This is a genomic window from Ideonella sp. P3_A4, assembly GCF_056403075.1.
In genome coordinates this window covers 1-20,000 of the sequence record NZ_JBFUGE010000061.1, presented here as the reverse complement: position 1 = coordinate 20,000, position 20,000 = coordinate 1, and the positions used below count along the sequence as shown (strand labels likewise).

Annotated in this window: 15 protein-coding genes and 1 pseudogene; 7 read left to right on the top strand and 9 right to left on the bottom strand. The window is 68.0% G+C overall.

The features are described 5' to 3' along the window. Positions 1-159 precede the first annotated feature (159 nt). Positions 160-756, bottom strand: coding sequence for a PEP-CTERM sorting domain-containing protein (locus tag AC1DYI_RS09005; protein ID WP_477203757.1), 597 nt, complete (start codon positions 754-756; stop codon positions 160-162). Between the two features lie 259 nt (positions 757-1,015). Beyond that, positions 1,016-1,597, bottom strand: coding sequence for a PEP-CTERM sorting domain-containing protein (locus AC1DYI_RS09000; protein WP_477203756.1), 582 nt, complete (start codon positions 1,595-1,597; stop codon positions 1,016-1,018). A 316-nt stretch (positions 1,598-1,913) separates the two neighbouring features. Between AC1DYI_RS09000 and AC1DYI_RS08995 the strand changes: the two genes are divergently transcribed. The 3 genes from AC1DYI_RS08995 to AC1DYI_RS08985 are packed head-to-tail and all read left to right on the top strand — an operon-like array spanning position 1,914 to position 4,677. Then, complete coding sequence (locus tag AC1DYI_RS08995) at positions 1,914-2,837, top strand: branched-chain amino acid transaminase (RefSeq protein ID WP_374566137.1); 924 nt, start codon at positions 1,914-1,916, stop codon at positions 2,835-2,837. A gap of 31 nt (positions 2,838-2,868) precedes the next feature. Then, complete coding sequence (locus AC1DYI_RS08990) at positions 2,869-3,084, top strand: zinc-finger domain-containing protein (protein ID WP_477203755.1); 216 nt, start codon at positions 2,869-2,871, stop codon at positions 3,082-3,084. Between the two features lie 57 nt (positions 3,085-3,141). Further along, entirely contained in the window at positions 3,142-4,677 is a 1,536-nt protein-coding gene (locus tag AC1DYI_RS08985; RefSeq protein WP_477203754.1) for a PAS domain-containing sensor histidine kinase, read from the top strand. Here the strand turns inward: AC1DYI_RS08985 and cobA are convergent. From cobA to nirB, 6 genes are all read right to left on the bottom strand, one after another. Further along, a complete protein-coding gene (cobA, locus tag AC1DYI_RS08980) occupies positions 4,646-5,440 on the bottom strand; it encodes a uroporphyrinogen-III C-methyltransferase (RefSeq protein ID WP_477203753.1) in 795 nt (264 codons plus the stop codon). The genes AC1DYI_RS08985 and cobA overlap by 32 nt on opposite strands. Before the next feature lie 12 nt (positions 5,441-5,452). Beyond that, positions 5,453-6,373: a DNA-binding protein YbiB gene (ybiB, locus tag AC1DYI_RS08975; protein ID WP_477203752.1), complete on the bottom strand. Its 921-nt coding sequence runs from the start codon at positions 6,371-6,373 to the stop codon at positions 5,453-5,455. A 17-nt stretch (positions 6,374-6,390) separates the two neighbouring features. Next, positions 6,391-9,180, bottom strand: coding sequence for a nitrate reductase (locus tag AC1DYI_RS08970; RefSeq protein WP_477203751.1), 2,790 nt, complete (start codon positions 9,178-9,180; stop codon positions 6,391-6,393). Between the two features lie 161 nt (positions 9,181-9,341). Continuing rightward, the gene (nirD, locus tag AC1DYI_RS08965) at positions 9,342-9,740 is read right to left on the bottom strand and encodes a nitrite reductase small subunit NirD (protein WP_477203750.1); all 399 of its coding nucleotides are present in this window, start codon (positions 9,738-9,740) and stop codon (positions 9,342-9,344) included. 34 nt (positions 9,741-9,774) lie between these two features. Beyond that, positions 9,775-10,575, bottom strand: a complete 801-nt coding sequence (locus AC1DYI_RS08960; RefSeq protein WP_477203749.1) for a type IV pili methyl-accepting chemotaxis transducer N-terminal domain-containing protein — start codon at positions 10,573-10,575, stop codon at positions 9,775-9,777. Next, on the bottom strand, positions 10,572-13,061 hold the full coding sequence (nirB, locus tag AC1DYI_RS08955) for a nitrite reductase large subunit NirB (protein WP_477203748.1): 2,490 nt from the start codon (positions 13,059-13,061) through the stop codon (positions 10,572-10,574). The genes AC1DYI_RS08960 and nirB overlap by 4 nt, the downstream gene beginning before the upstream one ends. 65 nt (positions 13,062-13,126) lie before the next feature. Here nirB and AC1DYI_RS08950 point away from each other — a divergent pair, with 65 nt between their 5' ends. Continuing rightward, complete coding sequence (locus AC1DYI_RS08950) at positions 13,127-14,830, top strand: bifunctional protein-serine/threonine kinase/phosphatase (RefSeq protein ID WP_477203747.1); 1,704 nt, start codon at positions 13,127-13,129, stop codon at positions 14,828-14,830. A 37-nt stretch (positions 14,831-14,867) separates the two neighbouring features. Here AC1DYI_RS08950 and AC1DYI_RS08945 read toward each other — a convergent pair whose 3' ends face one another. Further along, positions 14,868-16,148, bottom strand: coding sequence for an MFS transporter (locus tag AC1DYI_RS08945; protein ID WP_477203746.1), 1,281 nt, complete (start codon positions 16,146-16,148; stop codon positions 14,868-14,870). A gap of 320 nt (positions 16,149-16,468) precedes the next feature. Here AC1DYI_RS08945 and AC1DYI_RS08940 point away from each other — a divergent pair, with 320 nt between their 5' ends. From AC1DYI_RS08940 to AC1DYI_RS08930, 3 genes and pseudogenes are all read left to right on the top strand, one after another. Continuing rightward, positions 16,469-17,782 carry an ANTAR domain-containing protein gene (locus tag AC1DYI_RS08940; protein ID WP_477203745.1) on the top strand — a complete coding sequence of 438 codons (1,314 nt, stop codon included), beginning with the start codon at positions 16,469-16,471 and terminating at the stop codon, positions 17,780-17,782. A 106-nt stretch (positions 17,783-17,888) separates the two neighbouring features. Further along, a complete protein-coding gene (locus AC1DYI_RS08935; RefSeq protein WP_477203744.1) occupies positions 17,889-19,559 on the top strand; it encodes a rhamnogalacturonan lyase B N-terminal domain-containing protein in 1,671 nt (556 codons plus the stop codon). Between the two features lie 146 nt (positions 19,560-19,705). Continuing rightward, a pseudogene (locus tag AC1DYI_RS08930) lies at positions 19,706-20,000 on the top strand (hypothetical protein); the annotation flags it as partial.

Genomic DNA, 20,000 nt, shown 5'->3' with positions numbered 1-20,000 from the left:
ACCTTCGAGTGGGCCGATACGTCGGGCGCCGTGGTGCGCACCGAATGGCAGGACGGCCGTCTGGCGCGTTGGGATCTGGTGCGACCCGCCGACGCGGTGGATGCGCCGGCGGCGGGCACACCGCCCACCTGAAGCGAAATCGAAGTTGAGCGCGCGGGCTCAGGCGCCCAGACGGCGCCGGCGCAGCGCGGACACGCCCAGCACCGCGAGGCCGCTGATGAACATCGCGTAGGCACCCGGCTCGGGAACCGCCAGCGTCTGGTACCAGGCGCTGGTCGTGCCGCCGTAGTCCAGCCCTTGCACATGGGCGCCGATGTTGCTGAAGTGGCCGGCGCCGCCGGTCCAGGTCCAGCTGACCGACTCGTCATCAACGAGACGGTCTTTCTTCTTGCCGGTCAGGTCGAAGCGGAATTCCCAGCCGCCGTTGGGGCCGCCGCCATTGGCCATGCTGACCGGCGCGTCGCCACTGACGTTACCGATGCCACCCACCTGGTCGCCGTCGATGGCCAGCGCGCCGATGAAAGGCTGCTTGCCGTCGAACAGATCCAGGTTCTGGGTGTCGAGGGTGAACAGCACGTCATTGCCCGAGACGGTCGCGCTCAGTGTCGCGAAGTCGAGTTGGGCGGGGGCGCCGTCGCCCGACAGCAGATCGCCGAAGTGGTAGACGGTGGTTTGGGCGCTGGCGGCCAGCGGCTGGAACAGACCCGCCAGCAGCAGCGCAGCGGCGGGGAACGTGAATCGATTGCGAAGTTTCATGGTGAAACCCTCCACCAAGGACCGAGTCATGACAGGCTGGGCGACGGCCGCAGCACCCCTGACTCTGAAATTTGACGCCGATCGTAACCGGGTGTGAGCTCTTGCGCAGTCCCTAACCTCGTCACTGCCCTCAACGTTTTGTGCAGTGCGGGGCGGGTGAGCAAGGAACGTTTGCGATCGCTGACAAAAAAATGCCGAGCGGCTGGTGTGCGGCTCGGCATTCAGGGCATTCATGGCCCGGCTTTCGTGATGGGTTCGTTCAGCGCGGGCGACGGCGGCGGGCGACCACACTGATCACGCCCAAGCCAGCCAGCATCAGCGCGTAAGAGTTCGGCTCCGGCACTGCCAGCGCGGCGTCGTACCAGGCGTTGTTGGTTTCACCGTACGAGATGCCCTTCACGTGGGCGGCGAAGTCGTTGAAGTGGCCGGCGCCGCCGACCCAGGTCCAGGAGACCACTTCGTTGTCCACCAGCTTGCCGCTGGTGTCGCTGAAGTCGAACTTGAACTCGAAGCTGCCGTCCGGGCCATTGCCCTTGCCCATCGTCACGTTGGCATCGCCGCTGACGTCGGACACTTGGCCGGTCTTCAGGCCGTCGACCGACATCGCGCCGATCCAGGGCTCGTCGCCGTTGAACTGGTCCAGGCCGTAGGCGTTGAGCGTGAACAGCACGTCATCACCGACGACCGAGGTGGTCAGGGTGGCGAAACTTGCCGTCAGGGGAGCCCCGTCGCCCAGCATCAGCCCGCCAAAATCATAGGTTTCGGCCGATGCCGGCACAGCCGACAGCACACCGGCCGACAAGGCCAGCGCCTGTAGCGCGCGGGGAAAGAAAGAATGCATCACGACCTCCATGTCTTTTGCTACGCGGCGGCCCTCGGCGCCGGTTTGATCGGCCATTCAAAGCCGCTGACAGGAGTGTCCCGAAAAGGCTGCACTGTTAGAAGGTGTAAGCCCGGTTTGAGTTAGGGGGAAAACGGGGCGCGTCGTGCAGGCCGCGACAGTGGGTGTGAAGGAATGCACACTCTGCTCGCTGGGGTGCCACGACTGCTTACAAAGACGGGGCCGTTTTGAACACGGTCGGCCCGGTGGAAGGCCGCCTCTAAAATCCCAGCTCCGCCCGTTCGGCACGGGCTTTCAAGGCACGAGGACCAGCACCATGGGCATGGACGATCGCGACGGCAAGATCTGGATGGACGGGCAGATGGTGGACTGGCGCGACGCCAAGATCCACGTGCTGACGCACACACTGCACTACGGCTGCGGCGCGTTCGAGGGCGTGCGCGCCTATGACGCCGTCGGCGGCACCGCGATCTTCCGCCTGCGCGAGCACACCGAGCGGCTGTTCAACTCGGCCAAGATCCTGCGCATGAAGATCCCCTTCTCGCAGCAGCAGGTGATGGACGCGCAGTGCGCCGTCGTGCGCGAGAACAAGCTGGCCAGCGGTTACCTGCGCCCGCTGATCTGGATCGGCTCCGAGAAGCTCGGCGTCAGCCCGAAGGGCAACACGGTGCACCTGATGGTCGCCGCCTGGCCCTGGGGTGCCTACCTCGGCGAAGAGGGCATGAAGCGCGGCATCCGCGTGAAGACCTCGAGCTACACGCGTCACCACGTGAACATCACGATGACGCAGGCCAAGACGGTGAGCAACTACACCAACTCGATCCTGGCCAACATGGAAGCCACCGACGACGGCTACGACGAAGCGCTGCTGCTCGACGCCTCGGGCTTTGTCAGTGAAGGTGCCGGCGAGAACCTGTTCGTGATCAAGAACGGCGTGGTCTACACGCCCGACTTGTCGGCCGGCGCGCTGAACGGCATCACCCGCAACACCATCTTCTCGATCTGCCAGGACCTGGGCCTGAAGCTGGTCGAAAAGCGCATCACCCGCGACGAGGTCTACATCAGCGACGAGGCCTTCTTCACCGGCACGGCCGCCGAGGTGACGCCGATCCGCGAGCTGGACCGCATCGAGCTGGGCGCCGGCATGCGCGGGCCGATCACCGAGAAGATCCAGACGGCCTTCTTCGACATCGTCAACGGCCGCAACCCGAAGTACGCCGAATGGCTGACGCGGGTTTGAGTTTCATTCGACAGCAGAGCATCGTCCGACCATGAGTTCAGTCTCCCCGACCACCACCGCGGTGGAAGTCACCGCCGCCGACCTGCAGGGCCCGGGCGTCGTGTTCTGCCCGAACCCCAAGATGACGCTGTGGAGCAACCACCCGCGCGTCTTCCTCGACCTGGCGCAAGACGGCGAGGCCAAGTGCCCGTACTGCGGCACGGTCTACCGCCTGAAGGCGGGCGAGAAGCTGGGCGGCGGGCACTGACGCCAGCGCGGGCGGGCATTCCACCTGCCCGGGTGCGACAAGCCGAACCCACGCGCCATGTCCACCGCCCGCCCTTTGACGTTGCCGCCTGAAACCGCCGTCTGGGCCGAAGCCAACGCGGCGTTGCTCGATCGGCTGCGCCGCGGCGAGTCGGCGCACGCGCTGCAGCGCCTGGCACGTGCCTGTGTGCACCTGCTGGGCAACCGCGAGTGCCACATCGAAGCGCTGGACGAGGGCGGCCAGACCGTACCCGGCGGCCTGTTCGAAGCCAGCCGCGAGCGGCCCGACGACGCTAACCCGGCGCAGCACTGGCAAGCCCCGCTGACTCACCACGGCATCCCGGTCGGCCAGTTCACTGCCGAACTGCCGGCCAGTGCCGACACCCAGGCTGTCGCGCTGCGCCTGCTGCCGCTGCTCGAAGCCGCCGGGGCATTGCTCGGCAGCTGGCTCGCCGAGCGTGATGGCGCACGAAGCGATGCGCTGTCGCTCGCGCGCACGGCGATGCGCGAAGGTGGCACCTTCGTCTGGGAATGGGACCTGGCCACCGACTCGCTGGGCGACATCGACGAAGGCGGCGTGATGCTGGGCTACCCGCCCAACGCGATCGGCCACACCCAGGCCGATTGGGACCTGCTGATCCACCCCGAAGACTTCGACAGCGTCGAAGACGCCTACCAGGCCCACGCGCGCGGAGAGACCGAGAGCTTTCGCGCCGTCTACCGCGCCAAGGCGGCCGATGGCTCCTGGCGCTGGGTCGAAGAGCGCGGCCGTGTCGTCGAGCGAGACGCGCAAGGCCGACCGACGCGCATGTTCGGCACCCAGACCGATGCCACCGTGCAGCACGCGCTGGAGCAGGCCCAGCAGGACCAGCTCGCCGCCGAAGCCGCCAACGCCGCGAAGACGCAGTTCCTGTCGCGCGTCAGCCATGAACTGCGCACGCCGCTGAACGCGGTGCTGGGCTTTTCGCAATTGCTGGAAATCGACGAGCACGAGCCGCTGACCGGCGGCCAGCGCCGGCGCGTCAACCTGATCCACCAGGCCGGTGACTACCTGCTGGCAATGATCGGCGACCTGCTGGATCTGTCGCTGGTCGAATCGGGCCGGCTGCCGATGCAGGCCGAGCCGGTGCCCTTGCCGGCGCTGGCGCACGACTGCCTCGATCTGCTGCGCGGCCAGGCGGTGGCCGCCGAGGTGCTGCTGCGCGAGGGCAGCCTGCCGGCCGGGCTGGTGCTGCGCGCCGACCCGATGCGGCTGAAGCAGGTGCTGATCAACCTGCTGACCAACGGCATCAAGTACAACCGGTCCGGCGGGCGGGTCGAGATCAGCGCGCGCATCGATGGCGAGCATGGCGTGATCGACATCCGCGACACCGGCATCGGCCTGCCGGAAGACCAGCTCGACAAGCTGTTCCTGCCGTTCCAGCGCCTGGGCCGCGAGACCGGCACGGTCCAGGGCTCGGGCCTCGGGCTCGCGCTGTCGCACGCGCTGGTGCAGGCGATGGGTGGCAAGCTCAGCGCCCACCCGCTGCCGGCCGTCGAAGGGCCGGGCACGGTGTTCCGCGTCAGCCTGCCGCTCGTGCCGCCGGCGGTGTGAGCAAGGCTTCGGCCTGCGCCAGCGCGCCGGCCTCGAGCACACGGCCAATCACCAGCACCGCGGGGCTGCCGAAGCCTTCGCGTTGCAGCATCGAAGGCAACTCACCCAGCGTCGACAAACCGCAGCGCTCGTTGGCGCCGCTCGCGCCTTGCACCACCGCGGCGGGCAGTGTGGCCGGCAGCCGACGCAGCAGGCCTTCGACGATGCGCGGTGCCTGCGCCACGCCCATGTAAACCACCAGCGTGATGCCGCTCGCGGCGGCTGCGCCGATCGCGTCCCAATCCGGCCCCGGGTGACCCGGTTGTGCATGGCCGGTGACCAGCAGCACGCCCTGCGCGCAGCGCCTGTCGGTCCAGCCGGTGCCAAGCGCGTTGACGGCGGCCAGCCCGGCAGTGATGCCGTTGACCACCTGAACCTCGACACCGGCCGCTCGCAGTGCCGCGATCTCTTCGCCGGCGCGGCCAAAGACCAACGGGTCGCCGCCCTTCAAGCGCACCACCTTTTCGCCGGCCAGCGCTTCGCGCACCAACAACCGTTCGATGAACGCTTGCGGCGTCGAGGCGCAGCCGCCGCGCTTGCCCACTTGCACGATGCGCGGCGGTGTGGCCACGCCCTCCAGCACCGAGGCTAGCACCTGTTCGCCGACCAGGTCGTCGACGAGGATCACGGTGGCTTCGCGGATCACGCGCACCGCCTTCAGCGTCAGCAGCTCGGGGTCGCCGGGGCCGGCGCCGACCAGGTGGACAGGGTGCAGCGTGGGCATCGAGAAATTCTCCTAGGGCAATCGTTCGCGCAGCGCCAGCAGGCACTGCACTTGGCGCGTTATGGGTTCGGGCACCGGCAGGCTGCCGTCCAGCATCGCGCGGATCGTGTCGGCGGTGCTGGCAGCGTCGATGCCTGGCGGCAGCTCGGGCAGCTTGGCCAGCGAGCCACCCTCGCCTTCGATCGTCAGCTGGTCATCGAGCACGCCATTGACGAAACACTTCAGCGTCGGCAGCCGGCGCGCATCGGCCACCGGCTCGCCTTCCGTGCCCCGCATCAGCAGCGCGGTGGCCTGGGTCTGGCCCAGGAACTCGGCCAGGCTGATGGCGTACTCAGGGTGCGTGTGATTGACCACGCGCAGTGCACTGGGAATCGCCGGCAACAGCTTGGCCAGCGTGTGGCCCGAGTTGCGCAGGCCCAGCACGTTGCGCAATGCGAGCAGGTCCGCCAACGAGGGGTGCAGCGCGGCAATCGGCATGAAGACCGGCTGGCCCGCGGCCCAGCGCGCTTCGGCTTCAGCGGCGGTCGAGACCGGCGGCAAACCGAGCGCCTCGAAGACCTGCGCGCTGGTCGTTCGGTTCGCATCGACTTGAACGCCGTGCACCAGCACCGGCACGCCCTCGCGCGCCAGCAGCAGCGCCAGCAGAGGCGTCAGGTTCGGCAGCTTGCGCGCACCGTTGTAGCTGGGCAGCACGATCGCGGGTGACGGGGCGTGCAGCACCAGCGTGCGCGACAGCACCGCGTCCATGAAGCCGGCCAGCTCTTCGGGCGTCTCGCCCTTGATGCGCATCGCCAGCGCGAAGCCGCCCTTCTCAAGGTCGCTCAGCTCGCCGCCGAGCAGCCGGTTCATCAGGTCGAAGGCCTTGTCGCGCGGCAGCGCGCGCGCGCCATCCTTGCCACGGCCGATTTCGCGCAGGTAGGGTGCGATGCTCATGGCGGCGATTGTCATGCTCAGGCCGCCACTCCGATAGGCACGACCTGCACCAGCTTGCGCAACGCTGGCAGGCACGATCCGCAGTTGGTGCCGCACTTCAAGCTGCCCTGCAGCTGTGCCAACCGCGCATCGGTTGAACCGGTGCAACGCGGCAGTTCACCGCGGATCGACGCTTCGTCCACGTTGAAACAGGTGCAGACCTGCGCGCTCTTCGGCGCTGCCGTCTTCTTCGCCAGTGCACCTGGCGCCAGCAATTGCCGGCCCGGCCCGGGCAGGGTCTGGTCTGCTTCGAGCAGTGAGCGCAGCCAGGCTTCGCCGCTGACATCGCCGGCCACCCAGAAGCCTTGCAGCCGCTCCGCGCCGTCCGCGTCTCGCGCCACGCGCAGTGCACGCTGCTGGCCGCGGCGCGCGTCCTGGTAGGCCAGCACACCGGCCTGGGCCAAGCCGAAGCCTGCGCGCATCGGCCCGAGCAACTCGTCGCTCAGTGCCTCGGTGGCACCGGCACGCAACAGCAGCCCGAGTCGCCCGCCCTCGTCGGGCTCGCGGCCGAAGGGCAGCAGGCTGGCGTAGCCGAAGCGCGCGAGCTCTGGCTTCAGCCGCTCGCGCAAGGCCAGCGCCTCGTCGGCCGGCAACCAGGCCATCGCCGTCAATCGCCAAGGCAGGTCGACCTTCTCGACCACGACGGCCGCGTGCTTCAGCTCGGGCTGCTTGGACTGCGGACAAAAGCGCGGCGTGGTCAGCGCGTTCACGCCGGACATCGTGTGGCCCTGCCCGTCGCTGCCACTCAAGACCTCTTCGCCCCAGTGCATCGCGATGAAAGCCTGGGTCGGTGCGACGCTGTTGCTCGCGCGTGCCGGCAGCACCACCTGGCCGCGGCGCGAGCGCACGCGCACCAGCTCGCCGTCCGCCAGTTTCAAGCGCTGCAGGTCTTGCGGGTGCAGGTCCACACACGGCAGGCCCTCGTGGCCGTACAGCCGGCCCAGCGTGCCGGTGCGGCTCATGCCGTGCCACTGGTCGCGCAGCCGGCCGGTATTCAGGCTGAACGGGTAACGCGCATCGCGTGGCTCGGCCAGCGGCTCGAACGGCACATCGGCGAACTTCGCCTTGCCGTCGGCGGTTGGGAACATGCCGTCTTCGTAAAGCCGTTGTTTGCCTTCGGTCGCACCCTCGGGCAGCGGCCACTGCTGCGGCCCTTTGGATTCCAGCATCGCGTAGCCCAGGCCCGTGATGTCCAGGTCGCGGCCGCGGGTGGATTCACGGTGTTCCAGCCAGACCGATTCGGGCGTCGGGTAGTCGAACAGCGCCGCGCGCTCGGGCGCAATGCGCGCGGCCAGACGCTGCGCGATGTCGCGCGCGATTCGCCAGTCATGCCGTGCCTCTCCCGCTGGCGCGACCGCCGGCCGCACGCGGCTGATGCGGCGTTCGCTGTTGGTGACGGTGCCGTCCTTCTCGCCCCAGGTGGTGGCCGGCAGCAGCAGGTCGGCATAAGCGCAGGTCGCGGTGGTCGCGAAGGCCTCTTGCACGATGACGAACTCGGCGCGCTCCAGCGCGCGGCGCACGGTCGCCTGGTCCGGCATCGACTGGGCCGGGTTGGTGCACGCGATCCACAGCGCCTTGATCTGCCCATCGGCCGCTGCCTCGAACATCTCGACCGCGGTCTTGCCCGGCGTCGACGGCACATCGGGCACGCCCCACAGCCGGGCCACTTCAGCGCGGTGCTCGGGGTCGGCCAGGTCACGGTGCGCGCTCAGCAGATTCGCGAGCCCGCCAACCTCCCGTCCACCCATCGCGTTAGGCTGGCCGGTCAGCGAGAACGGCCCCGCGCCCGGCTTGCCGATCTGCCCGGTGGCCAGGTGCAGGTTGATCAGCGCGGCGTTCTTCGCGGTACCGGCGGTGCTCTGGTTCAGGCCCTGACAGTACAGCGACAGCGTCGGCGTCTGCTGGCCGAACCAGCGCGCGGCGGTCACGATGTCGGCCTCGTTCAAACCGGTCAGCCGCGCCGTCTCGCGCGGCGTGTACTCGCGCACCCGGTCGCGCAGCGCTTCGAAGCCGTTGGTGTGCGCCGCGATGTACGCCGCATCGGTCAGACCCTCCCACAGCAGCAGATGCAGCAGCCCGTGGTACAGCGCCACGTCGCTGCCGGGCAGCAGTTGCAGATGCAGATCGGCCGCCTCGGCGGTCTCGGTTCGGCGCGGGTCGGCGACGATCCACTTCTGCGCCGGGTTCGCGCGCTTCGCGTCCTCCAGCCGGCGCATCAGGATCGGGTGCGCCCAGGCCATGTTGCTACCGGTGATGAACACCGTCAGCGCGTGCTGCAGGTCTTCGTACGAGCACGGCGGCGCATCGGCCCCCAGCGTGGCCTTGTAGCCCGCCACTGCGCTGGACATGCACAGCCGCGAGTTGGTGTCGACATGGTTGCTGCCCAGCAGCCCCTTCACCAGCTTGTTGAAGACGTAGTAGTCCTCGGTCAGCAGCTGGCCCGAGATGTAGACACCGATCGCGTCTGGGCCGTGGGCCTCGTAGATCGAAGCCAGTCGCTGCGACGCGTCGTCGAGCGCATCGTCCCAGCCAATCGTCACCGGCGCCTCGCCGCGCGCCGCACGCCGCATCGGCGCCAGCAACCGCGTCTGCCGCGTCACCGGTGCTGCGGCTGTCAGGTGCAGCGTGGAGCCCTTGCTGCACAGCCGGCCGAAGTTCGCCGGATGGTCCGGGTCACCACGCACGCCGCTGATCTGCGCCCCATCGTGCTCGATGATGACGCCGCAGCCGACGCCACAGTAGCAACAGGTGGACTTGGTTTCACGCATGGCTCAACGAGTCCGTCGGCAGTGCGTCCCCCCGCCCGGCGGGGGGATGAGAGGGGGGTGCACCAGGACACCGCACAGCGGACCGCCGCAGGCGTGTCCGCAGCCGACGCCACAGTAGCAACAGGTGGACTTGGTCTCGCGCATTGCCGCTTGGCTTGTGGTCAGGCGACCGAAACGATGCGCAGCTTCGGCCCGGCCACTGGCACCGGCAGGTCGATGCCGAGCGTGGCCAACTCGGCGACATTCAGGTGCACCACGCCATCGACGATCTGCACGCTGAACTTGGGCGTGCAGCCTTCGTCCGGTGCGGCCGCTACGCCGTCGCACAGGCCGATGCTCCAGTTGTGCAAGGGGCACGCGACGCTTTCGCCGAAGACGATGCCCTGGCTCAGCGGACCGCCTTTGTGCGGGCAGCGGTCGAGCAACGCGAGCACGCGGTCGGTGGCCGTGCGGAACACCGCCACGGCGGCACCACGCTCACGGGTGACGCGGCGCGAGCCCAGCGGCGGGATGTCGTCGATGCGGCAGATGGCGGTCCAGTCGGCGGACGGGTTGGACATGGCAGCTTCCTTCGGCATTCAGAAATTCGTGGTGCTAGCCCGCCGCGCGGGCATAGAGGCCGGTGATGTGGTCCATCACCTGCAGGATGTTTTCGCTGGCGACGAACACGTTCTTCGCGTCGCGTGCGTCCGCAGTCTGGGCACGGCTGATCGCCGCGTCGAAGAAGACCCACTGCTGGCGCGCCAGCACGATCTGCTCCTGGATCGCGGGGGTCGTTTCCGGCGCCGTGGCCAGGGTGTCCAGCGCGGTCAGGAATTCGCCGCGCGCCGTGTCGATCTGCTTGATGGCATCCGCCATCGGCACGCTCCACGCAAGCGCCAGCTGGAACTTGGCCATGCGCTGGCTCAGCATGCGCTGCCGACCGGCCAGGTTGACCAGATGACCGACCGGTTTGTTCGCGTGCTGCTCCAGTTGCTGCGTGCCCTGGTGCGCCAGCGCGAGCACCTTGCCGTCCAGACCCAGCAGCGCCGGTGCGGCCGCCAGCGAAGGAGGCGCACCGACCAGCGCGTTCTTCAGCGTGACCCACAGCGTGTCGAGCTGGTCGTAGGTGGTGCGGATCGCCTCCGTCGGCGCGATGACGCGCAACTCGGCCAGCTGGCGGTCGAACAGCGCCAGCGAATCGGCCAGCACCTTGTCGGCGCGCGCACCCTCAACCCGCTGGCCGAGCGCCAGCCAGGCCTTGACCATGCGCTGCGAGAGCATGCGCTGGCGCCCGGCCTTGTTGATGGCGTCGTTCAGGTCACGCACGTCGGCGGGCGTGGCCGGTGCGGCGATCGCGCAGCCAAGCGCGCACAAGGCAGCGCGACGCGAGACCGAAGACCGCTCCAGCGTCATGCCACACCCACGACCGTGCGCGGATCCGACGCAGCAGGTGCGTTGGCGGACACAGGATCGAACTGGCGCAGATCGACCTTCGCCTTGTCGAACTCGAACCATGGGTCCGGCTCACCATCGAGCGCGAACTGCAGCTCGGCCCACAACGCCTTGCGGCCTTCGGCGTCGTCGAGGATCTTCTTCTTCACGTAGTCGAGCCCGACGCGCGACACGTAGTGCACCGTGCGCTCGAGGTACCAGCCTTCCTTGCGGTACAGCTGCATGAAGGCGCCGGTGTACTCGAGCACCTCTTCGGCCGTCTTCAGCTTGCAGAAGAAGTGCGCGACCTCGGTCTTGATGCCGCCGTTGCCGGCGATGTACATCTCCCAGCCCGAGTCGACGCCGATGATGCCGACGTCCTTGATGCCGGCCTCGGCGCAATTGCGCGGGCAGCCCGAGACGGCGAACTTGACCTTGTGCGGCGCGTACATGCGCCACATCGCGCGCTCCAGGTCCTTGCCCATCTGGGTCGAGTCCTGCGTGCCCATGCGGCACCACTCGCTGCCGACACAGGTCTTCACCGTGCGCAGTGCTTTCGCATAGGCGTGGCCCGAGGGCATGCCGATGTCCTTCCACACGTTSWCSAGGTCTTCCTTCTTSACGCCCAGCAGGTCGATGCGCTGGCCGCCGGTCACCTTGACCGTCGGRATCTTGTACTTGTCSRCCGCRTCGGCRATGYGGCGCARCTCGTCGGSCGTSGTSTSGCCGCCCCACATGCGCGGGATCACSSWGTAGGTGCCGTCCTTCTGGATGTTGGCGTGCGAGCGCTCGTTGATGAAGCGGCTTTGCGGGTCGTCCTGCGCCTCTTTCGGCCACGACGAGATCAGGTAGTAGTTCAGCGCCGGCCGGCAGCTCGAACAGCCGTTCGGTGTCTTCCAGCCCAACGTCTTCTGCACTTGCGGGATGCTGACCAGGTGCTCCTTGAAGATCGCATCGCGCACGTCCTGGTGGCTGAACTCGGTGCAGCCGCACATCGCCTTCTTCTTCGGCGTGGCCGAGTAGTCGCCGCCAGCGGTGAACATGATCAGCTGCTCGACGAGGCCCGTGCACGAGCCGCACGACGCACTCGCCTTGGTGTGCTTGCGCACCTCTTCGAGCGTGAACAGGCCTTTGTCCTTGATGGCCTTGCAGATCGTGCTCTTGTTGACACCGTTGCAGCCGCAGACCTCGTCTGCATCGGCCATTGCCGCGGCCTTGTTGTGGCCCTCATGGCCGGTGTCGCCGATGTTCGACTCGCCGAACATCAGCCGGTCGCGGATGTCGTTGATCGTGCGGCCTTCGCGCAGCAGCTTGAAGTACCAGCTGCCGTCGACCGTGTCGCCGTACAGGCACGCGCCAACCAGCTTGTCGCCCTTCAACACCAGCTTCTTGTAGACACCACCGTTCGGGTCCGACAGCACGATCTCTTCGGTGCCCTCACCACCCATGAAGTCGCCGGCCGAGAACAGGTCGATGCCGGTGACCTTCAGCTTGGTGCTGGTCTGCGAGCCGCTGTAGCGGCCGATGCCGAATTCGGCCAGGTGCGTCGCGCAGACCTTGCCTTGCTCAAACAGCGGCGCCACCAGGCCGTAGGCGATGCCGCGGTGTGCCGCGCATTCGCCGACCGCGTAGATGCGTGGGTCGGTGACGGTCTGCATCGTGTCGCTGACGACGATGCCGCGGTTGCAGTGGATGCCCATGCTCTCGGCCAGAGCCGTGTTGGGGCGGATGCCCGCGGCCATCACCACCAGGTCGGCCGGGATCTCGCGGCCGTCCTTGAACTTGACCGACCTCACGCGGCCGCCCTTGCCATCGTCGCGGTCACCCAGCAGCGAATCCGTCTGTGCACCAATCTCGAAGGTCAGCCCGCGGTCTTCGAGCGACTTCTGCAGCAACTTGCCGGCCACGTCGTCGAGCTGGCGCTCCATCAACCACGGCATGATGTGCACCACGCTGACCTGCATACCGCGCAGCATCAGGCCGTTGGCCGCTTCCAGGCCCAACAGGCCACCGCCGATGACGACCGCATGCTTGTGTGTCTTCGCTGTCTCGATCATCGTGTTGGTGTCGGCGATGTCGCGGTAGGCGATCACACCGTCCAGCTCCTTGCCTGGCACCGGCAGGATGAACGGGTTCGAGCCGGTGGCGATCAGCAGCCGGTCATACGCGGCGGCGGTGCCGTCCTCGGCGATCACCAGGCGCTTGACGCGGTCGATGCGCGTGACTTTCTTGCCCAGGTGCAGCGTGATGCCGTTTTCTTCGTACCAGCTGACCGGGTTGAGGATGATCTCGTCGATCGTCTGCTCGCCGGCCAGCACCGGGCTCAGCAGGATGCGGTTGTAGTTCGGGTGCGGCTCGGCGCCGAAGACGGTGATGTCGTACAGCTCCGGCGCGATCTTCAGCAGCTCTTCGAGCGTGCGCACGCCGGCCATGCCATTGCCGACCATCACGAGCTTCATCTTCTTCATGGTGGGCCGTCCTTTCTTCAGTTCACGAAAAGCAATTCGGGTGCCACAACGACAACAATGTCGTCATGAGCTTTGAGGTCGATGTCGGCTACAGCAGCGAACGCGGTCCACGCGAGCGCAACGAAGACTTCGCCGGTGCGGTGCTTGCCGCGCCGCACGAATCGGCGCGCGGCCTGATCGCCGCGGTGGCCGATGGCGTCTCGACCGGTGGCCAGGGCCTTGAAGCCGCGCAGACCACCGTGATGGGCCTGCTGGCCGACTACTTCGCCGCGCCCGACACCTGGGAAACCACGGTCGTTCTGGACCGCCTGATCGGCGCGCAGAACGCCTGGCTGGCCAACCACAACCGTCGCCGCCCGGGCGACGGTGCGGCGTTGACGACGCTGACCGCGCTGGCCTTGCAAGGCCAGACCTGGACGCTGGCCCACGTGGGCGACACGCGCGCGTGGCTGCTGCGTGATGGTGCACTGCTGCAGTTGAGCCAAGACCATGCCTTCGACCACCCTGATCAGCGCAGCCGCCTGACCCGCGCGGTTGGCCTGGACGATGGCGTGCGTGTCGATTACGCCCAAGGCGACGCCCGCATCGGCGATGTGTTCGTCTTGACCACCGACGGCGTGCATGGCGCGCTGAAGGCCAAGGTGCTGTCCGATCTGGTGCACACGCCCGACGCGCAAGCTGCGGCCGATGCGCTGACCCAAGCCGCGATCAACGCTGGCAGCCGCGACAACGCCACCGCGCTGGTGCTGCGTGTCACCGGTCTCGATGCGCGCCAGCTCAACGACGAGTTGGCCGATGGGCGTCGCCTGCCTGTGCCGCCGTTGCTGAAGGTCGGCGACACGCTCGACGGCCTGGTCATCACCGCGTTGATCGCCGACACCGGTGTGCACCGCCTCTATCAGGTTCGCCTGCCCGACAGCCGCGCGCTGGTCGCGCTGAAGACGTTGCACCCCACGCGCGCCAGCGACCCCGAAGAGCGCGCGATGCTGGCGCATGAAGCCTGGCTCGGCCAACGTGTCGCGGGCGACGAGGCCGGCGGCTTCGTCCGCGTGCATGAGCGCCGCGCCGATGCGAGCGCGCTGTACACCGTGTTCGATTGGCACCACGGCCGCACGCTGGAGCAGCGCATGACCGCCGGCGAGCGGCCCGCCGTGGCCGAGGTGATCGACGCCGCACTGGCCTGCACCCGCGCGCTGGCCCGGCTGCACCGCCACGGCGTGGTCCACCGCGACATCAAGCCCGGCAACCTGCACCTCGGTGACGATGGCGTCTGGCGTGTGCTCGACCTCGGCGTCGCGCTGAGTGGCCGTGAGAGTGCGGCGCAGCGTGAGTTGCACGCCGGCACGCCCAGCTACATGAACCCCGAGCAGTGGGATGGCAAGTTGCCCGACGCCGGCAGCGACCTGTTCGCACTCGGCGTCACGCTGTACCAATGGCTGACTGGCCGCTTGCCCTACGGCGAAATCGAGCCCTACCAGAGCGCGCGCTACCGGCGCGACCCGGTGGCGCCGTCGCGCATCCGGCCCGATGTACCGATCTGGCTCGACCATGTGCTGCAAAAGCTCGTGGCGCGAGAGGCCGCTCATCGCTTCGAGACGGCCGAGGAGTTGTTGCTCGCGCTGGAGCGTGGCGCTTCGCGCCCCTTGCGCGCGCCCGGCAGCACGCCGCTGATCAAGCGCGACCCGGCGGCCGTGCTGAAGCTGGCGCTCGGCTTGTCGCTGCTGCTGAACTTCGTGCTCGTGATGTGGCTGTTGTTCCTGCCACGTTGAGCGCCGAGCCGAGGTCATTGCGTTTGTCCCTCGCCGCTCAAGAACGCGCCACGCGCTTCACATCGCCGCCGGTGTAGGTCGCGACATCGGGCGTGGGCACTGTCCGTGCACGCCCCCCTTTCTCTGCCCAAGTCCTTGTCCAGCGAATCTGCATGAAGCGCATCACGCCCAGCATCAGCAGCGCCAGCGCCGCGAACAGCACGAAGCCCCAGGTATACGAACCCAGGTACTGCTTCGACAGCCCCATCGCGTTCGGCACCAGGCCACCGCCCAGCGCGCCGATCTCGCCGATCATCGAGCCGGCCACTGCGGTGCTCATCGGCCAGCGCAGCGGCACCAGTTGGAACAGCGCGCCGTTGCCCGCGCCGAGTGCGGCGAAGCAGACGATCAGCAGCAGCGTCGTCAGCACCAGCGAGCTGCTGGCAAAGCCGACCAGCGTCAGGCCACCGGCCACCACCAGCAGCACCAGGGTCAGCGTGTTGACGCCGCCCCAGCGGTCAGAGATCCAGCCACCACCCACGCGCACTGCGGCGCCCATGAAGGCCGCCAGCATCGTCAACTGCCCGGCCTGTACCTTGCTGACGCCGAACTGGTCGTAGTAGTAGCTCGGCAGGAAGGTGGTGAGCCCGATGAAGCCGCCGAAGGTCACGCCGTAGATCAGGCTGAAGACCCAGCCGTCTTTCTCGAACAGGCAGGCGATGTGGGCCCGAAAGCTGGCATGGCTGTCGACATCGGGCGGCTCTTTCGCGAACAGCACCATCACCCCCATCGGCACCAAAATCGCAAAGGCTGCGACGCCATACACCGCCTGCCAGCCCAGCCACTGGGCCAGCGGCGGCGCCACCAGCACCGACACCGCAGTGCCCACATTGCCGGCACCGACCAGGCCCATCGCCAGGCCCTTGTGCTGCGGCGGGAACCAGCCCGAGCCCAGGCTCAAGGCGACGCCGAAGCTGGCGCCGGCAATGCCCAGCAGCACGCCCATCTTCAGCAGGTCGTTGAAGCTGTCGACCGAGGTGTAGCCATACATCATCGCCACCGCGATCAGCCCCATCTCGACCAGCGTCGCGTTCTTGCGGCCGATGTACTGCGACAGCACGCCGAGCGGAAAGCGCATCAGCGCGCCGGCGATGATCGGCACCGACAGCATCAAGCCCTTCTGTGCCGGCGTCAGCTGGTAGGCCTCGCTGATGAACGGGGCCATCGCGCCGTTCAACACCCAGATGCAGCACGAGAACGCGAAGTAGAAGAACGCGGCGAACAACGTGGGCCCGTGGCCTGCATTGAGGAAGTGCTTGAAGCTGTTGTGGGTGCTCATGGTGGCTGGCGAAACGATGAAGTCGAAAGGGTCTCGATAGGCGGTGGGAATGCACCAACGGCGGCGCCTCACGGTGGGCGCCGGCGGAAAGATGGGGGGTGTGGCTGGGTCCGGGCGGCGGCGCCAAGGCCGGGCCACGCCTACAACTGCGGAAAGCTGCGGGCCAGGTGAGGCGCGCGCCGATACGTGCCATGAAGGGCAGGCGGCGCCGAAACCTGAAGACGGTGATGGAAACAGCGGTGCGTCGTTACACCGCAAGCCCAATTACGCAAGACGCATGCCTGTGCGCCAGTGCCGGCCCCGATGAGGCTGAGGTCACAATGGCTTTCATGGCCGTCAGCGTGATCTTGTTGTCATCTCCAGAGGTGTCCGGCGCCATCGAGGCGGCGCTCGCACGTGTGCAGCAGGCGCTCGAGCGCACGGGCGCGACAGTCCGTCACGGTGGCGCGTGCAGCGCCTTGGTGCATCAGGCTGGTGCGCCCGCACCGGATCAGGTCGTGGTGATGGCCGGCGCGGCCGAGCTGGCGAAGGCGCTGAAGCCCTGGGCCGGCGAGCCGCCCATCGCGGTGTCGCTGCTATCGCCGCCGCTACACGATGCCGAGCGCACCGAGTTGCTGGCGCTGGGCCTGGCCGGCTGGTGGCCGCAAGAAGGTCTGGCAGACGAGGTACTCACTGCCGGTCTGGCGCTCGACCGCGCCCGCTGGCAACGCGAGGCTGCGACTCGCCACGAGCTGGCCCGTGCGCGTGGCCAGCTCGACGAACGCAAATGGGTCGACCGCGCCAAGGGCGTGCTGATGAGCGCGCGCGGCATCGGCGAAGACGAAGCCTTCCGCCTGCTGCGCGGCGCGGCGATGCACGCCAACCTGCGCGTCGGCGAGGTCTCGCGCTCGGTCATCGAGGCCAGCCAATGGGCCGATGCAATCAACCGCGCCGGCCAGCTGCGCATGCTGTCGCAACGGCTGGTCAAGCTGGCCGCGCAGCGCCTGGCCGGCATCGATGCGCGGCGTGCCCGCACCTTGCAAGACGAAGCCACGCAGCGCGTGCAAGACAACCTCGACCATCTCGCGGCCTTGCCGCAACTGGCCGAAGCCCCTGAGCCGACGCGCGTGGCGCTGGCCGCTGTCAACGAAGCCTGGACGGCACTCGCCGCCGCGTTGAACCAGCGCCAGACCCCGCAAGCCCTGGCCGACAGCGACCAGCGCGCGATGGCGCTGCTGACCAGTGCCGAAGCGCTGACCGAAGCGCTCGAAGAGGGTGGTGCGCGGCGTGCGCTGACGGTCGTCAACCTGTGCGGCCGCCAGCGCATGCGCGTGCAACGTGTGGCCAAAGATGCGCTGCTCGCCACGCTGCTGGGGGAGCCCGCCCGGCGCGAGGCATTGACGCCGTTGCTCGACGAAGTCGAAGCCACCTTGCTCGAACTCGAGCGCGCCCCGCTGACCAGCGCCGAAAGCCGCGAGGCACTGGCCGCCGCGCGCGACGAATGGCTGCGCCTGCTGCATGGCCTGCGCGGCACCGAAGGCTCACAAAGCAGCGAGAGCCGCGCGCTGTTGGCCCGTTCGAGCGATGCGTTGCTCGACGTGTTCGACCGCCTGACCGCCAGCTACGAGCACAGCCTGCAGGTGATCATGTCCTGAGCGCCGGGCGACGAAAACACCTGCGTCGCGCCCCTCACACCCAGAAACACCCACGGCCACGGGCTCGCCAAAATAGTCTGACTATTTCAGACAAGGCAGATCCCGCATGACCTTCCCCTCTCAGCCCCTGCGGCTGGCCCGCGCGCTCGCGCTGCTGGCCGTGCTGTCGCCCTTGGCCGCACTGGCCGATGGTTTCGGCCTCAGCGCAGACGCCACCTACTTCACCGTCGACACCGGCGCCGGCTTGGTCTTCAAGGTCCGCCGGCAGGACTACGGCTCCAGCACCCAGTCGCCGGGCGACATCGCCTCGCTCGTCTACCAGGGCGTGCAGTACCAGGACGCCAGCCGCGGCAGCCAGGTCAACTCCGGCTTCGACTACCTCTACAAGAACACTGCAGCGGTCGACGTGCAGGCGGCCCAGGTCGACGCCGACCACATCAAGGTCACCGTGAAGGCCGGCGAGCTGACGCACTACTACCTCGCGCGCCGCGGCGAGCCGCGCATCTACATGGCCACGCGCTTCACCCGTGAGCCGGACACGCTGAACCTCGCGCGCTTCATCCTGCGTGTGCCGATCGGCGCGTTGCCCGATGGCCCGACGCCTTCGGACATCCGCGGCAACACCGGCGCGATCGAGTCGGGCGACATCTTCGGCCTGGCCGATGGGCAGACGCGCTCGAAGCACTACTCGAACATGCGGCTCAAAGACTGGCGCCACATCGGCGCGCGCGGCCCCAACGTGGGCCTGTGGGTCGTGCGTGACAACAACGAGGGCAACTCGGGTGGGCCGTTCTACCGCAGCCTGCTGAACCAGGGCACCGACACCAACCAGGAGATCACCTACATCATCAACTACGGCGAAGCGCAGACCGAAGCGTTCCGCCCCGGCATCCTGAACCACTACACGCTGGTCTTCACCGGCGGCGAAAAGCCGCCCGAGGTGGACACGGCCTGGTTCTCGGGCATGGCACTGGAGGGTTATGTCGGCCCCGCAGGGCGCGGCAGCGTCTCGGGCCTGGGCTTGCGTGGGCGCGACACCAAGCACGACTACACCGTGGGCTTTGCCAACGCCACCGCGCAGTACTGGGCGGCCGCGCGGGGCGACGACGGCCACTTCGATGCACGCGGCCTGCTGCCCGGCGACTACACGATGACCGTCTACAAGAACGAGCTGGCGGTCGACAAGCGTTCGGTCACCGTCAGCGCCGGCCACACCACTCAGGTGGACGCGTTCAAGATCGGCGGCGACCCTGCCAAGACTAAAGCGGTCTGGCGCATCGGCGACTGGGACGGCAGCCCCGCCGAGCTGCTGAACGGCCAGCGGCTGACGACGATGCACCCGTCCGACATGCGCATGGCCGCCTGGGCCGCGCCGGACTATGTGGTCGGCAGCTCGAAAAGCCGCGAGTTCCCCGCCTGCCAGTGGCGCGAGATCAACGGTGCCTTGAACATCCGCTTCAAGCTGACCAGCGACCAGCTCGTGGCCCACACGCTGCGTCTGGGCATCACCGCGGCCTATGCCGGCGGCCGCCCGTCGGTGAAGCTCAACCAATGGTGGGGGCCGATCCTCGCGATTTCGGGCCAGCCGGCCACCCGCACGTTGACCGTGGGCACCTACCGCGGCAACAACACCTTCTACGAGGTGGCGGTGCCGGCCAGTGCGCTGGTCGCCGGCGACAACGTGCTCACGCTCGGCGTCACCAGCGGCTCGTCCGGCCCGGGTTTCCTGAGCCCCGGCTTCGCCTACGATGCGATCGACCTGGTGCGCGCGCCCTGAGCCTCGCCGTGCCATCAAGGTGTCGAGCTAGGCACGTGCAATCAGGCAGTTAGACGGCAAAGGCCCCTGCGCGGGCCGGTCGGCGGGCCGGGCCCGTCACGGGACGCCCGGTAAACTCCGCCCCTTTCGTGATTGCCTGAGCATCGATGGCTGCTGTTTCGACGGGTACCGCACCCGCCGTCTTCGAACTGAAGAACACGAGCCTGCCGCTCGTGTCGCTGGTGCTGAAGACCACCGAGCTGGCCGCGCTGGCCGATCAGCTGGCGGCGCACCTGCGCGACACGCCGCAGCTGTTCAACCACGATCCCGTGGTGGTCGACYTGACGGCGCTGCCCCGGGCCGAGGTCGACGCTGATGGCGAAACCGATGCCGAGGCCGACACCGACGAGCCGCTGCTCGACTTCCCCGCGCTGATCGAGCTGCTGAAGGCGCACCGCATGC